The organism is Desulfovibrio sp. (assembly GCA_016208105.1).
In the GTDB taxonomy this organism is placed as follows: domain Bacteria; phylum Desulfobacterota; class Desulfovibrionia; order Desulfovibrionales; family Desulfovibrionaceae; genus Fundidesulfovibrio.
Genome location: JACQYS010000020.1, coordinates 13977 through 28234 on the forward strand (window position 1 = coordinate 13977; position 14258 = coordinate 28234).

Genomic DNA, 14258 nt, shown 5'->3' on the forward strand with positions numbered 1-14258 from the left:
CTCCTTAATTCTGATAGCCGGTTTCGCCGTGCTGGCTCACGTCCAGGCCCTTGTCCTCGTCTTCCTCGCCCACCCGGACCTTCACGATGGCGTTGACCACCGCCAGAATGACCATGGTGCCCACGAAGCAGAACACCCAGGTGGCCACCACGGAGACGAACTGAATCCAAAGCTGCTCAGGGTTGCCGAAGAACAGTCCGTCGTTTCCGGCCTCGTTCACGGCCTTGGAGGCGAAGAGGCCAGTGGCGAGGGCGCCCCAGGTTCCGCCGAGACCATGCACGCCCACGACATCCAGGGCATCATCATACTTGAACATGTGCTTCATGTTAACCCCAAAGTAGCACACCACCCCACCGACCAGGCCGATGACGATGGAAGCCATGGGGGTCACGAAACCCGCGCCCGGGGTGATGGCCACGAGGCCGGCCACGGCGCCGGATGCCAAACCCAAGGTGGTGGGCTTCCCGCGATGCATCCACTCCGCCAGAATCCAGGAGAGGGATGCGGCTGAAGCGGCCAGGTGCGTGGTGACGAAGGCCGAGGAAGCCAACCCGCCGGCGGTGAGGGCGGAGCCGGCGTTGAAACCGAACCAGCCGAACCACAGGAGCCCAGCGCCCAGGATGGTCATGGGAAGATTGTGGGGAATGAAGGGCTCGCGGCCGTAGTTCTTGCGCTTGCCCAGGAAGAGGACAAAGGCCAGGGCCGATGCGCCGGAGCTCATGTGCACCACAGCGCCGCCAGCGAAGTCCAGAGCACCCATGGACATGAGCCAGCCGCCGCCCCAGACCCAGTGGGCCAGAGGGTTGTAGATGGCGATGGCCCAGATGAGGCTGAAGAGGAGAAACGCGCTGAATTTGATGCGCTCGGCAAAGGCTCCGGAGATGAGCGCGGGAGTGATGACCGCGAACATCATCTGGAAGGCCATGAAGGCCAGGTGGGGCACGGTGTTGGCGTAGGTTTCATGGGGAGTCTGCCCGACACCGGCGAGGTTGAGAAAATCAAGCCCTCCGACGATGCCGCTGACATCCGACCCGAAGGACATGGAATACCCGATGATGGCCCACTCCACGGAAATGAGCCCGATGAGCACATAGCTGTGCATGAGCGTGCCCAAAACGTTTTTGGAGCGGACCATGCCGCCGTAGAACAGACCAAGCCCCGGAGTCATCAACAGTACCAGGGCCGCCGAGATAAGAATGAATGCTGTGTCCGCCGCGTTCATTTGAAAAACCCTCCTGTTTTCGATGGTGGCCCGCCAGCAGGTCTTTCCTGCCGGCGGCCTCGTGCCTGCCATCTTTGCCCCGGGTGTCTCCTGCCTGACCCGCCGGTTTGGCTGCACGGGTTAACAGATAGCTACGTTTTTACACTTTTGCAAGTTTTTTCTGTTTTCAGACAAAATGTAAAAACATGTTCAAAAATGTCGCACGCTCACCAATTTTTAAAAAATACAATTATTTCTGACAAATGAATTGGCCATCAACATGCGCCAACATCTGACATTTTTTTACAACTTTTGCAAAAAATATCATTTTGGCTAGAAGTCGTCATACAACGAGAAAAACGACCTCATATTCGTCCGCGCCCTTGCCATACTCGTTTGTTTGGTGGAAATAATGGGTGGAATACTCTATTAACGGACTGGAACACATATGCTCGATCCAACTCCGCCAGCCCGGTCGATCCTCACCATAGACGACGACTACTCCGTCAGGGCTACCATTGCGGCCTGGATCGAAGACTCCGGGTATACGGCCTTCCAGGCGTCGAGCGGGCTGGAAGGGATTGAGCAGCTCACGATGCACCGGCCGGACCTGATCCTCTTGGACCTTCGCATGCCGGTGATGGACGGGCTTGCTTTTCTTGAAGAGATGAAGGCGCTGGGAAACGATACGCCGGTGATCATCGTCTCCGGCAGGGCCGATCTTCAGGACGCTATCCGCGCGTTTCGGCTTGGGGCCTGGGACTACATCACCAAGCCCATCGAAAGCTTCGACCTGCTGGACCATGCGGTCACGGCCACACTGGAACGCAGGGAGCTCGCCCGGCAGGTGCGGATAGCGGAAGCCAGGTACACCAACCTGGTCCAGAACATCCCGTTGGTGATATTTAGCCTGGACGCCAGTCTTGAGCTGCAGTTCGTCAACCGCGCCTGCCAGAACCTGCTCGGATTCACGCAGGAAGAGGCTTTGGCCGAGCCTAGCTGGCTCTTGGAGCGGGTGCACCTCGACGACCGCGAACGCGTCCGTCTGGCCTTCATGCAGAACCTGGCCGACAAGGACAGCGCGTTCTCCAAAACCTGCCGGCTGATCCACAAGACCGGAAGAACCGTTCACGGCATCATCAAATCCATCCCGCAGACCACCTGCCCCAGCGGCGCCGCCCTCTCCGGGGTCGAGGGAGTCATACTCGACATCACTGACAGGCTGATGCTGGAGAAATTCCTGGTGCAAAAGGAAAAGGTGAAGACCCTGGGTGCGATTTCAGCGGAAGTGGCCCACGAAATCCGCAACCCGCTGGTGGCCATCGGCGGGTTCGCCAGGAGCCTTCTCAAAAAGGAACCCGGCCAACCGGAAGCCGAGATCATCTTCGGAGAGGCTCAGAGGCTGGAGAAAATCCTCGACCGCATACGTGATTATCTGAGCCCCGTACGCATGCACAGGGCTTCGATCCAGCTCACCACAGTGGTTCGCGACTGCCTGGAGCTTCTCGCTCCGGAAATTGAGGCGAACAACGTCTTGCTAGAACTGGATATGGAACTTCCGAACTCCCAGGTGGAGGAAGATCCGGACCTTCTCACCCAGATCGTCATCAACCTCATACGGGCCACCTTGGCGTCGCTGCCTCCCAAGGGCACCATGTGGATCCGGATGTTCTCCAGCGAGCGTTTTCTTCATATAGAGGTAGGCGGGGCTCAGGTGAAACCCGTGGAGGATGTGGAAAAGGTCTTCCTGCCTTTCGACGAAGGCGGGGAATCAATCGGCCTGCCTTTCTGCTACAGGCTGCTGCGCACCATGGGGGGCTCGCTGGTCTTTGACCAAAAGGACGGAAAAGGGATTTTCACCATGTCCGTCCTGCATGCCGACCAGGCTTTCTCGCGGAACAATCCAGAAGACTAGTTGACGATTCGGTAAATTTTTACCGGTTTGCGGTTTTAGTAATTTTACTATCCCTCAATTTATTAGCCCTCAATCCTCCACCTCCCCTCAGCAGATATCGCTCATACTGCCTTGCAAGCGAGAGAGTACACAGGGCGGGAATGATGCCGCCCTGCATGCTCCTGCACAGTCCTTTTTGGAATCATGCGCTGGACGCCTGGCTCAGATTGTTCTCTATCCGCTTGAAAAGGGAATTGTCCCTCCCGAGTTTGTTCTCCACAAGAACCAAGGCCTGGCCGAATTCGCTGGCCGCCTCGCTCGGCCTGGCCGCGAGCAGATGCACCAGGCCAAGGTTGTTGCGCAGCTTCGCTTCGTACATGGACACGCCAGCTTTTCGCGCAAGCAAAATCCCTTGGGCAAGAAGCCTACCCGCTTCTTCCAGGTCGCCTGTCTGGCATGCGGCCATTCCTTCGCGGTTGAGGTTCGTCAAAGCCTTGGCCCGGCACCCGCCACCGCAGGTCGCCTTCTGGGCCTCAGCCATGGGCTTCAAAAGAGTCGCGAACATGTCCCTCGGACGGCACTTTGATCCTATGGTCGATTTCGTGGTCATAACTCCTCCCTGCACCCTTTGGAGGGGACAATTATTCCCCCGTACCCGAGTGCTTCGTTGGATGAGCTATAGTGATAATGATTATCAAAGTCAAATTATGTTTTCCAAATCTTCTCGCCATGGTAGCATGAAGGCATGAGCCACCACCTCCCTACCATTCACTCAAAGATAGACCCGTATGTCCGGTTGGCAAGCCTTCTGGGCCCTGACGTCGCCGTGATTGTCGACGGAGGGGCCAACAAGGGCAGAACCACGGCAAGATTCCTGGACTTGTTTCCAAAGGCGTCCGTCTTTGCCTTCGAACCCATCCCCCGTTTGGCTCGCAAACTGGTCAAGAGGTTCGCAGGGGAAAGCCGCGTAGAGGTCCGCGCCCTCGCCCTGGGCTCGCAGGCCGCAGCCCTGACCCTGAACATTCTCGAGAGCGCGACCTGTTCGTCGCTGCTTGAACCAAGCGGAATACGAAGCAAACATCCGGACAAACCCATGGAGGTAGCCCAGACTGTTTGCGTGGAGGTGGTCCGCCTGGACGACCAGCTCGCGTCCCCACCGGACATCATAAAACTCGATCTTCAGGGGTTCGAACTGGAAGCCCTCAAAGGGGCTCAGGCATTGCTTGCCGGAGTTCGGGCGGTCCTGTGCGAGGTGTCCTTTTCAGACCTCTACGTGGGGCAGCCCCTGGAAAATGAAGTGACTCAGTGGATGCTGGAGAGTGGGTTCACCATCGACGGCCTCTATAATCCCTGGTTCGACACATCCGGCGCCATACTCTCAGCTGACGCCCTCTTTGTGCATGTTTGACCTGGCATCAAGAAAAAAAGGGGATCGCGAATGATCCCCTTGTGAGCCAGCGTGGCTTGAAAAACGGGCTAGCCGATCAGATGGCCGAAATGCGCGAATTCCACCTGGGGCTGCGCCCCCAGCTCCTTAATCAGCACGCTTAAGAAATCGAGAGAGGCCTGGTTCATCCTCTGGTGGTGAAGCATTATCCCGCACTGACCGCTGGCAAGGCCAGCGCGCAGTTCCTCAAGCATTGCTTCGAGCGACGCGACCGGATCGGTTTCTTTCCTGGTGTGAATGTCCATACGGATGGGGAAATCCGGGAGGCCGGCAGGAGTCTCCGGCCCGGCTCCCACGGTTCGGGAAACACCTTTGAACCCGATACCGGGCATGGCGGCCAGTGACTCCCCGTCGCACCGGTTCCAAGGAGGAACAAACACCGGAGTGAAATCCTTCTGAAGGATGTCACGCAGGCGGCCAAACCCCTTGGCCAGATCCTGGCGCTTTTCCCGTGCCGGCCGGGCCTGGCCGAATTCGCGTTTTTTTGCGCCAGGAGCCTCGAAATTCATGTGCCTCCACCCGTGCTGGCACCAGCAGAAAAGCTCATTGCCGGCTGCCACCTTTCGCAGGGCCACCCACCGGCTCGTGGTAAGCCATGCCGGAACCACGGCCATGCCCAGCGGGGCCTGTCCGTTCTTGAACGCTTCAGCCATGGCGCTAAAGGAGTTGCCAGGCACGCCCACGTCGTCGGCCCTGAAAAAAACCGTCGTCTTGCCCGCAGGGGCATCATCCAATCCCTTCCCGATGGTTTCGGCCAGCCGGGATCGATAGTTTGCGGGAAGATTCAACCAGAGTGGCGACACATTATTGGAAACAATCATGAGTACTCTTCTATAAGTTAACTGTCCGCCATTTCCGCGAGACGATGAGACTCGCGGACTCGGCCGCTCCGTCGAGCCGGAACCCGCCCTCCAAGGGCCGGGGGCCGCTTCGAAGTTGGGTGATTACCAGGGTTGCCAGCCTGCCCGGGTCTAGGTCGGAAGCTTCAAGGATACCGAGAGCGCCCAGGTTTGAAAGCCTCTCGGCTCGCGTGCGCTGTTCCCTGTTCTGGGCGAAAGGCCAAACCAGGGCGGGCACGTTGGAAGCCAGGACGTTCATTGTGGTGTTGTATCCGGCCAAAGACAATGAAACATCCGCTGCAGCCAATACATCCAGAAAATTGCCGGAAAACCGCGACACGGAAACAAACTCATGCGCGGAGGAAAGGGCCACTAATCGTTGATAGGCCTTTTCGTCAAGAAAAGGTCCTGTGAAGATTTGAAGACGAGTCCGGAATTGGGCTTCGAGCAAGGGGTAGGCCTCCACGGCCGAAAACAGCAGTTCCGATCCGACCTTGCCGCCACCTGCGCTGGCAACGACAAGCTTTTCATTGGGCGCAAGGCCCATTTGGCCCCGCATCCGTTCACGCGCACCGGCTGACGGTCTCTCGGTTACGAACCCTGTGTAGAACACGGGCACAATAACCTCGGACATGCGTGGGAACGATTCCTCCAAGGGAAAAAGCTGCGGATCGGAATGAATGAGCAACCCGTCGAACAGCGTGTTCAGCTTTCCGATGACCCTGGTCTGGTACTTTTCAGGGTCCTTCTTCTCCACCAGGATATCGCGCAGGCTGCACAAAACAGCCGGGCCTCCGAAATCCCCGCGCCGGATGGCCTCCAGAACAGGCAAAAGTTCGAATTCGAAGGACCTGCGCCCGAACGGATACAGCTCCACCACAAAAACGTCTGGTCGCTCCCGCTCGAGTATGGAGAAAAGCCTCGCCGTGCGTTTCGATTTCACTGACTCCAGATCGGTGTCGGAGAGGATTTCCTGAAACTCCTCGTCCATGGACAATACAGGAAGGCGTTCATGGACCACATGGGGGGGGAGATCTCCCGGAACATCCGGGCCGCCGGTGACGAAAACCGTCCTGTGCGGGGCCAGGGACCGCACAATGGCCAGGCTGCGCATGAAATGGCCGAGACCCAGAACATGCTGGCAATAAAAGGCGATGGTCATAGCGAGAGGTTCCAATCCTCGATGCGAAGACAGCCGCCGTGGGCCCGCAGGACGTGCAGGGACCTTGGGGCTATGATCTTGGGTTCGCTTGGCAGATAATCACGCCCCTTGAGAGCATACAGAACGGCCCGAATGACCCCTTCGTGGGTCACTGCCAGGATGGATTGCCCCGCGTGGCGCTGTGCTAGCTCCAGAAGGCACTTCCAGGCTCTTAGGAGCACTGTTTGCCTGTCTTCCCCTCCAGGCGGGGTAAAGGCCCAGCCAAGGGCTTCTTGGCGCGAAAGCTCCCCGGACGCCCTGAGTTCGGATATTATCCCTCCCGTCCACTCTCCGAAGGCCTGCTCCTCGAGGCCGGGCTTGGGCACGGGGGCAAGCCCCAATCCGGCCCCAACAAGCTCGGCTGTTCGCATGGCACGCCCCAGAGGGCTCGCATACAGGGCGGAGAAATCGTACCCGCCAAGAGTTTTTGACCACCCCCGGACCGCCTCTTCCCCGCCTGGTGTGAGCGGCGAGTCGCTCTGACCCTGGATGCGGCCCGCGACGTTCCACTGCGTCTCGCCGTGACGGATGATCGCCAGTCTGGTCACGCATGCCCCCTTGCAAGTTCGAGGAGACGCTCCTCCACCACTGAAAAATTGGCCGCAGCGTCATGGCACTCCCTGACGTACTTGGCCGCGGCCTCCGCCATGGTCCGGCGCATGTCAGGGGAATCCAGGAGCGTGGACACAGCGTGCAGGAAAGCGTCGTCGTCGAACGGCGGGGTCAGCAGTGCGGTTTCTCCGGGCCTGGTCACCTCTGGTATGCCGCCGTTGTCAAAGGCCACCACGGGCACTCCAGAGGCCTGGGCTTCCAGGTACACCATGCCCAGGCTTTCGCGTATACCCGGGAAGACGAACAGATCCGCACCGGAATACACCTCATAGAGCTTTTGCCTGGGAATCTGGCCCAAAAACACCGTCCGGCCCGGGAGGTGAACGCCGGCAAGTGCCTCAAGCTCACGGCGGGTCTCGCCGTCACCGGCCAGAACGAGCAGGAAGTCCCTGTCGAGACGCCCAAGGCTGGTGATGAGATAGCGTAGTCCCTGCGATTTCACGTCATTGCGAAACATGGCCACGCTCAAGATGACCGGACGCTCGCCCGCCCCCCAGCTTACCCTCAGTTTCTCTCCAGCTTCCGGGTCGCGCGTGAACGCGCCCGGGTCGATTCCGGGGGCCACGTAGCACAGGCGCTTTTCCGGAAGCAGACGGCGAAGGTTCTCCATGTCCAGGCGGCGGTTGGAGAACACCACATCCGCAGCCAGAAGACTCAGCCGATTGAGTTCGAAGCCCAGCCTGGTGGAAAAGCTCTTGCGGCGCTTGGTGGAGTAGATTCCCTGGAAAATGGCATAGGGCACGCCCATACGTTTGGACGCCCACGGCCCGATCACGTCGGGAGATTTATAATAGGCGTGATGGGTGAGCCACACGTCCGCCCGGATCTGGCCTGCCTTCACGGCTTCCATCGCCGCGGAGAGCCACAGCCACGGTTTGGAAGTCAGGTTCCTCGCGCGAAACCCGCTGGCCACCTCCACGTTGTGGCCTCTGGCCGTGAGAAAGCGGGTAAGCCCCAAGGCGGTGGTCAGGTCACCCGAGGGGCGCGGATGGTCCAGGGGCTTGAACGGGGCGTAGAAGGCAAGCTTCATGACATGTGGGCGCGGAAGATTGCGGCCAGCTCCCCCACGAGCCTGCGGTTATCGAAGTGATCAAGCACCCGCTGCCTGGCCTGGGGTATCACCCGGGCGCGCAGTTCGGGGTCCGCGAGAAGCCGCTTAGCAGACCGGGCCAACGCATGATGATCGCCCGGTTGGGAAAGCAGGCCGTGCTCCCCGCTTTCGATCAATTCCGGAATGGCCGAGACGGCCGTGGCCGCCACCGGGACGCCCATGGCCATGGCCTCCACGAGCACGTTGGGGATGCCGTCCCGGTCCCCGTTGGGGCTCACTTCGCAGCCGAGCAGAAAGAGATCGGCACGCTGTAAATGTGCCACCACCACGTCGTGGGGCTTGGTGCCAAGCCACTCGATGCGATCCGCGATGCCCAGTTCCCGGGCCAGGCGCTTCAGATTGTCCTTCTCCTCGCCCGAACCGATGAGCACATGTCTGAAGGGTATCCCCTGCTCGGCAAGTCCGGCCAGGGCGCGCAAGACCGTGGGCAACCCCTTTTTCGCGGTGAGCCTGGCCACGGTGAGTATCTCGTACGGGGGCGAAGCATCCATACGCACGGGTCCCGGGGAAAACAGCGCCAGGTCTATGCCGTGGTAGACACGATGGATGGAGGTGCCGTTGGGGTTTAGTTTGTCCAGGTATTCCTTGTTGTAGCCGGTGCACGTGGCCACGAAGCGGGCGTTGGCGATCTTTCCGGAAAGCCTCGCCGGGTCCTGGGTGTAGATATCCTTGGCGTGGGCCGTGAAACTGTAGGGCAGGCCGGTGAGGATGCTCAAGAAGACCGCAACGGACGTGGGCGAATGGGCGAAATGGGCGTGCAGGTGCGTGATGCCGGACCCCGGAAGAACCTTGGCGGCCAGATACCCGGCCTGAAGCAGATGCTTGGCCGTGGCCGCCTTTCGCGTAACCGCCAACCGCCTGAGCATCTCGGCCAGCCCCTTCAGGTAGCGTCCGGGTGAGCGCACCAGGCAGGCCAGATTGGCGGCCGTTAATTTCAACACGTGCCCGGTGATGGTCTCGGGGATGTAGTCCACCCTGGCCCGGATGCGCTTCACGGACTCGTGGGTGAAGTCTTCCCTGGGGTGGCGCATGGACAGGATGCGGATACGCACTCCCTCATCTTCGAGAAGGGCGATCTCGTTGGAAATAAACGTCTCGGAAATGCGCGGATAGCCTTTGAGGATCATCCCGAGAACCGGCTCCGCCATGGGACCGGTCATGGATGAAGCCCCCTGAACTCCGCCAGGCGCGACGAGATCACCTCCAGCCCGGTGAACTTGAAATCCGCTATGCCGTGGCAACAGACTTTTGGATTGGCGATCAGTCCGGTCACCTTTTCGGCCAGGCTCTCCGGGGAGAGCTCCGACCAGGGCAGGTATTCGATGAGGCCGTGGCCTTTGAAAACCTCCGCCCTGATGCGCTGCTCCAGCCTGGGCTCCTCCCTGGGAACAACCAGGGAGGGTTTTCCCAGGGAGAGTATTTCGCAGGTGGTGTTGTAACCTCCCATGGAGACCACCACGTCTGCCAGCCCCATCAGGGCCTCCATGCGGCGGTGGAAATGGTGGAACCTGGCCCGAACTTTGAGAGCCCTGCGGTGCACTTCCTCGCGCATGGGCTTGGGCATGAATGGCCCGGAGACCAGAATGGAGCGGAAGGGAGGGCACTCCATGTTCTCGAGCATGGTGAGATAGGAGTCCATGAGCGGGTACCCGTCCCCTCCGCCACCGGTGGTTACAAGCACTAGGCGTTCCTTGTGGGTAAGGCGCTCCTCCTCCAGCATTTCCGCCATCTTGCCCCGTCTCGGCAATGTCCGGGGGATGTAGCCGGTGAAGACCATCTTCTCGCTCACCCGCTTCGGGATATCGTACTCGGCTATGGAGTCGTAGTACTCGCGGTTTCCGTAGACCCATATTTCCGAATAGTACTGGTCCAGTACGTCGTAGATTCCCTTTTCCCGCCATTCCTTGCGCGTGGACTCCGCGTCGTCCATGATGTCTCTAAGGCCCAGGATGGTGCGGCAGTGTGGCAGGCGCCGCTTGATCCATTTAAGCGTGGGCAGAACCTCCCGCTTGAGCCCCAGCGGAGCCTTGTCCACAATGAACAGATGCGGTTGAAAGGCCTTGGCCGTGGCCACGATGATGTTGCGGCGGATGTTCAAGGCGTGGCGGGCGCTTAACCGAATGGAAAGGGGCAGGTATTCCTCATTGGTTTTTTTGATCATGCCCGGTATGCGAACAAAATCAACACCATCGGGAAAATCGAACCGGCCGACCAGGGGCGAGCCGGTGAGAATGAGCACGTTCATTCCACGACCGCGCAAATGCTTGGCGATGGCCATTGTCCGGCGGATATGGCCCAACCCGTAGGTATCGTGGGAGTACATCAGGATGTTGTAGGTGGATGCCGTGACCATGGCGCGGGGAATAACCCCAATCGTTTTCGACTGCAAATGCCACGACGCTTGCCAGAGGGACTCAGACGTTGTTAAGCTCTTTCACCTCTTTCTTATTGATATTTTCCTGCGGAGGCTTATGGGCACGGTCTACATTGAGGATTTGATTCCTGGCATGGTGCTCTCGAGCGATGTGCGCAGCCGCCAGGGCAGACTCCTCTTCTCCATGGGGCTCACCCTTGATGAACTCTCCATCCAGACCCTCAAGTTCTGGGGGGTGACCGAGACACTGATAGACGGGGTGGACCAGGAGACTCTCGACCGCGAACGCGTCCACGCCCTGGACCCTGGCCTGGCAAAAGCGGCCTGGGAGGAAACCAATCGCCGCTTGAGCCTCTCCGACCAGAACCACCCGGCAGTGAAGGAACTCAAAAGAATTACCTTCATAAACCTCGTGCAGGCCGGCACGATTACCCCCAATTCCCGCTCGGCTACAGTAAGCTCCACTCCGGAACCCAGGAAACGGCCCGACCTCACCCGGCTGGCCAACGGCTCGGTCAAACTGGCGTCCTTGCCGAACATCGTGATCCAGGCTTTGGACGCCCTTAAAAATCCCAACGTCTCCTATGCCTACGTGGCCGAGATAATAAGCAAGGATACGGCTTTATCCGCAAAGCTCCTCAAGCTTGTGAACTCCGCGCTTTACGGCTTCCCCGAACCCATTGAGACCATCGGCAGGGCGGTCACCATCGTCGGGGCCAACCGGCTCACCAGCCTGGCCCTCGGGGTCTCCTTGATCAGTATTTTCGGATCCATCCCCAGGGAAGTATTGGATATGCACTCGTTCTGGGAACACAGTCTGGCCTGCGGGGTTTTGGCCCGGCTTTTGGCGGTGAACGCGGGCCATCCCAACGAGGAAAGGTGCTTCGTGGCCGGTCTGCTGCACGACATCGGCAGGCTGGTGATGCTCAAGGATCATCCTGGGCACGTGGCCCAGACCATCGCCATGGCCAAAGCTGAAGGGCGGCCGCTGTACGAAGTGGAAAGGGACATGTGGTCCTTTGACCATGCCATGCTCGGCGGCAGGCTTCTGGCCAGCTGGAAATTCCCCACATCTTTGGAAAGGGCCGTGGGCGAACACCACCAGCCCGGAGTGCGCGGCATCCACCAGGATGCCGCCTTGATCCACCTTGCCGACATCCTGGCCTTGTCCATCGGACTTGGCCAAAGCGGTTCCCCGCTGGCCCCCCCACTCCAGCCGGCGGTTTGGGACCACCTCAATATTCCCAAAAGCGCCCTTGGTGCCGCAGCGGCACAGGCGCAACGGCAACTCGACGACATAGGGCAGATACTTCTGTCAGGAAACGATGCCGAAAACATCAAGGCAGTCTAAGGCATCCCCCATCAAGGAGCGCCTGGCCTTCCTCGAAGAGGCCTACCGCCATACCCTGGATTCTCTGGAAATGGCCGCCACCCTCGGCATTCCCGAGGGGGTGAAGCCGCTCGCCACCGTCACGCAGGTCCTGTCAGAAACCACCCACAGGCTGAAAAAACTCCTGAAGTTCAGAGCCCTGGCCTTCTTTTTGTTGCGGGAACCCAGTGGAGATCTCTACCTGGCTCGCTGTCACCCCCCGGCCAAAACGGCCCTCATGGAAGAACAGATGCGCCTGCTGGTGGAAAGCGGTTCGGCAGCGTGGGCCCTGCAGAGAAAGCGGGCCGTGTTTACTACTCCTTCGGGCATGAAGGGACAGCTCCTGCTTCACTCCCTGACCACCGCTTCGCGCATCCGGGGCGTCTTTCTCGGTTGGACAGACCAAAACATCAGGACCATCACCGACAGTTCGCTCACTTTGCTCACCATCGTGCTCAGAGGCTCTGCGTCGCTGCTGGAAGGTCTTGAACTCTACGGGTTGCTGCGCCAGACAAACTCCGAACTCAAGGCCAAGGTGCGGGATCTGGAAAAATCGCAGCGAACCCTCACCAATGAAATAGGCCGCCGCAGAAAAGTTGAAGAAGAGCTCAAGCACCAGGCCCTGCACGACCCGCTCACCGGGCTCCCCAACCGGACCCTCATGCTCGACCGCATCCAGCAGGCCATCCACCGGTCCCGCAGACGCAGTGATATCTGCTACGCCGTGGCCTTCATGGATCTTGATAAATTCAAGCAGGTCAACGACACCTTGGGACACGACACAGGAGACAAGCTCCTCACCCGCGTCGGGAAGCGGATTCTTGAATCTGTCAGGCAGATGGACACCGTGGCCCGCTTCGGCGGCGACGAATTCGTGATTTTCTTGGAAGAGCTTTCTGGACCCGCCGAAGCTGTCCGCGTGATGAAGCGGGTGCGCCAAACCCTGGCCAAACCCTTCGATATTGACGGCCATTCTGTGACTGTGACCGGAAGCTTCGGCTTGGTGTTCGGTCCGGTGCGATTGATCAGTCCGGACAACCTCGTCAAGATGGCCAACACGGCCATGCACACGGCCAAGGAGGCCGGACGAAACCAAATAAAGGTTTTCAACGCCAAGATGAGCGGGCGGGCAAGAAAGCAAGCCACTTTGCGCACCGGCCTGCGCCGCGCCGTGGAGAACGGCGGCACAGGTGTCCTCTTTTTACCCACCTTCTCGTTTATGGATTCGCGCTTGAGCGGCTTTGAGGCCGTGCCAACCTGGCGTTCGAAACAATGGGGCCAGCTTAGGGGCGACGAACTTCTGGAGCTTGCGGACAAAGAAGGCGTGGCCTGGCCCCTGTGGATAGTCACCCTGGAAATGGCCTTGGAAAGCTTGCGCTCCTGGAGAAAGGAAACGTCCGCTTTCAAGAAGCTCTCTGTTTCCATGAAGCTCAGATTCTCCAGACTTCTGCCTGCGGATATAGCGCAGTCCGTATTGAACCTGCTGGAGCGGACCAGGGTCATGGGCGGGGTACTGCGCCTGGAAATTCCCGAGGACACGCTGATCGCTGGCGGAGAAGCTCTCGCTTCCCAGCTGTCCAAACTCAAGGCCAGGGGTGTGCACCTCTCCATCGGAAACTTCGGGGAGCGATTCTTCACAATCCAAGGCGGTACTACCTCGCTCTTCGAGAGCGTAACCATTGACCCTTCCAAACTCACGCACCAGCCGCCCCAGAAGTCCAAGGAACTTCTCAACTCCCTGATGTCCATAGCCAAAACTCTCGACCTGTCGGTGGTCGCCGAGGGAGTGGACAACGAGGAGACCGCCGGCATTCTGGCCAGCCTGGAGTGCCTTGGCATCCAGGGGAGCAGCATCTCTCAGCCCCTGACAGCCGAGCAGACCCTGACTTTCATCAAATGCTTCGGTACTCGCGAGAACGCAGTTCGCAACACAAAATAGCGTTTGCCCCAGCGGCGCGGCAAGCCATGTCACGCCAACGCCTGACTCTCCCAAGACACCAACTCTATGCGGCAAAGGCCAAGCCGCCCTTCACCTGGACAACTACGGGCAGCATTGAGGCGCACATAAAGAGCGCGTGCGGCCGAGTGGGGATTGCGCTAATCCGTGCCCTTCATAGCGCACCATCAAGCAGGGATATACGGCTGCGTCGATCCCGGCACTTTTGAAAGGGCAATCCTCAAGACAAACTTTCTTTGGTTATGGAATGCCT

The 14258-nt window shown here is 59.4% G+C and carries 12 protein-coding genes; 4 read left to right on the forward strand and 8 right to left on the reverse strand.

Going from position 1 to position 14258, the window contains the following annotated elements; genetic code table 11:
* Nucleotides 1-4: 4 nt before the first annotated feature.
* Entirely contained in the window at nucleotides 5-1222 is a 1218-nt protein-coding gene (locus tag HY795_11795) for an ammonium transporter (protein ID MBI4805906.1), read from the reverse strand.
* 427 nt (nucleotides 1223-1649) lie between these two features.
* Between HY795_11795 and HY795_11800 the strand changes: the two genes are divergently transcribed.
* Nucleotides 1650-3116, forward strand: a complete 1467-nt coding sequence (locus HY795_11800; GenBank protein ID MBI4805907.1) for a response regulator — start codon at nucleotides 1650-1652, stop codon at nucleotides 3114-3116.
* Nucleotides 3117-3297: 181 nt separating this feature from the next.
* Here HY795_11800 and HY795_11805 read toward each other — a convergent pair whose 3' ends face one another.
* Nucleotides 3298-3705 (reverse strand): tetratricopeptide repeat protein, encoded by a 408-nt coding sequence (locus tag HY795_11805; protein ID MBI4805908.1) that lies wholly within the window; start codon nucleotides 3703-3705, stop codon nucleotides 3298-3300.
* 135 nt (nucleotides 3706-3840) lie between these two features.
* Here HY795_11805 and HY795_11810 point away from each other — a divergent pair, with 135 nt between their 5' ends.
* Complete coding sequence (locus tag HY795_11810) at nucleotides 3841-4503, forward strand: FkbM family methyltransferase (GenBank protein MBI4805909.1); 663 nt, start codon at nucleotides 3841-3843, stop codon at nucleotides 4501-4503.
* A gap of 68 nt (nucleotides 4504-4571) precedes the next feature.
* Here HY795_11810 and HY795_11815 read toward each other — a convergent pair whose 3' ends face one another.
* From HY795_11815 to HY795_11840, 6 genes are read right to left on the reverse strand one after another with little or no spacing between them, the layout of a single operon-like run.
* Nucleotides 4572-5363: a polysaccharide deacetylase gene (locus tag HY795_11815; GenBank protein ID MBI4805910.1), complete on the reverse strand. Its 792-nt coding sequence runs from the start codon at nucleotides 5361-5363 to the stop codon at nucleotides 4572-4574.
* Nucleotides 5364-5373: 10 nt separating this feature from the next.
* Nucleotides 5374-6543 carry a glycosyl transferase gene (locus HY795_11820; GenBank protein MBI4805911.1) on the reverse strand — a complete coding sequence of 390 codons (1170 nt, stop codon included), beginning with the start codon at nucleotides 6541-6543 and terminating at the stop codon, nucleotides 5374-5376.
* Entirely contained in the window at nucleotides 6540-7130 is a 591-nt protein-coding gene (locus HY795_11825; protein ID MBI4805912.1) for a histidine phosphatase family protein, read from the reverse strand. The genes HY795_11820 and HY795_11825 overlap by 4 nt, the downstream gene beginning before the upstream one ends.
* Nucleotides 7127-8224 (reverse strand): glycosyltransferase family 4 protein, encoded by a 1098-nt coding sequence (locus tag HY795_11830; protein MBI4805913.1) that lies wholly within the window; start codon nucleotides 8222-8224, stop codon nucleotides 7127-7129. Before HY795_11830 ends, HY795_11825 begins: the two co-directional genes overlap by 4 nt.
* Entirely contained in the window at nucleotides 8221-9453 is a 1233-nt protein-coding gene (locus HY795_11835; protein ID MBI4805914.1) for a glycosyltransferase, read from the reverse strand. The genes HY795_11830 and HY795_11835 overlap by 4 nt, the downstream gene beginning before the upstream one ends.
* 8 nt (nucleotides 9454-9461) lie before the next feature.
* On the reverse strand, nucleotides 9462-10658 hold the full coding sequence (locus HY795_11840; GenBank protein ID MBI4805915.1) for a glycosyltransferase: 1197 nt from the start codon (nucleotides 10656-10658) through the stop codon (nucleotides 9462-9464).
* A 118-nt stretch (nucleotides 10659-10776) separates the two neighbouring features.
* Here HY795_11840 and HY795_11845 point away from each other — a divergent pair, with 118 nt between their 5' ends.
* Both HY795_11845 and HY795_11850 read left to right on the forward strand, forming a co-directional pair.
* Nucleotides 10777-12030, forward strand: a complete 1254-nt coding sequence (locus HY795_11845; GenBank protein MBI4805916.1) for an HDOD domain-containing protein — start codon at nucleotides 10777-10779, stop codon at nucleotides 12028-12030.
* Nucleotides 12005-13987 carry a diguanylate cyclase gene (locus HY795_11850; GenBank protein ID MBI4805917.1) on the forward strand — a complete coding sequence of 661 codons (1983 nt, stop codon included), beginning with the start codon at nucleotides 12005-12007 and terminating at the stop codon, nucleotides 13985-13987. Before HY795_11845 ends, HY795_11850 begins: the two co-directional genes overlap by 26 nt.
* Nucleotides 13988-14258 lie beyond the last annotated feature (271 nt).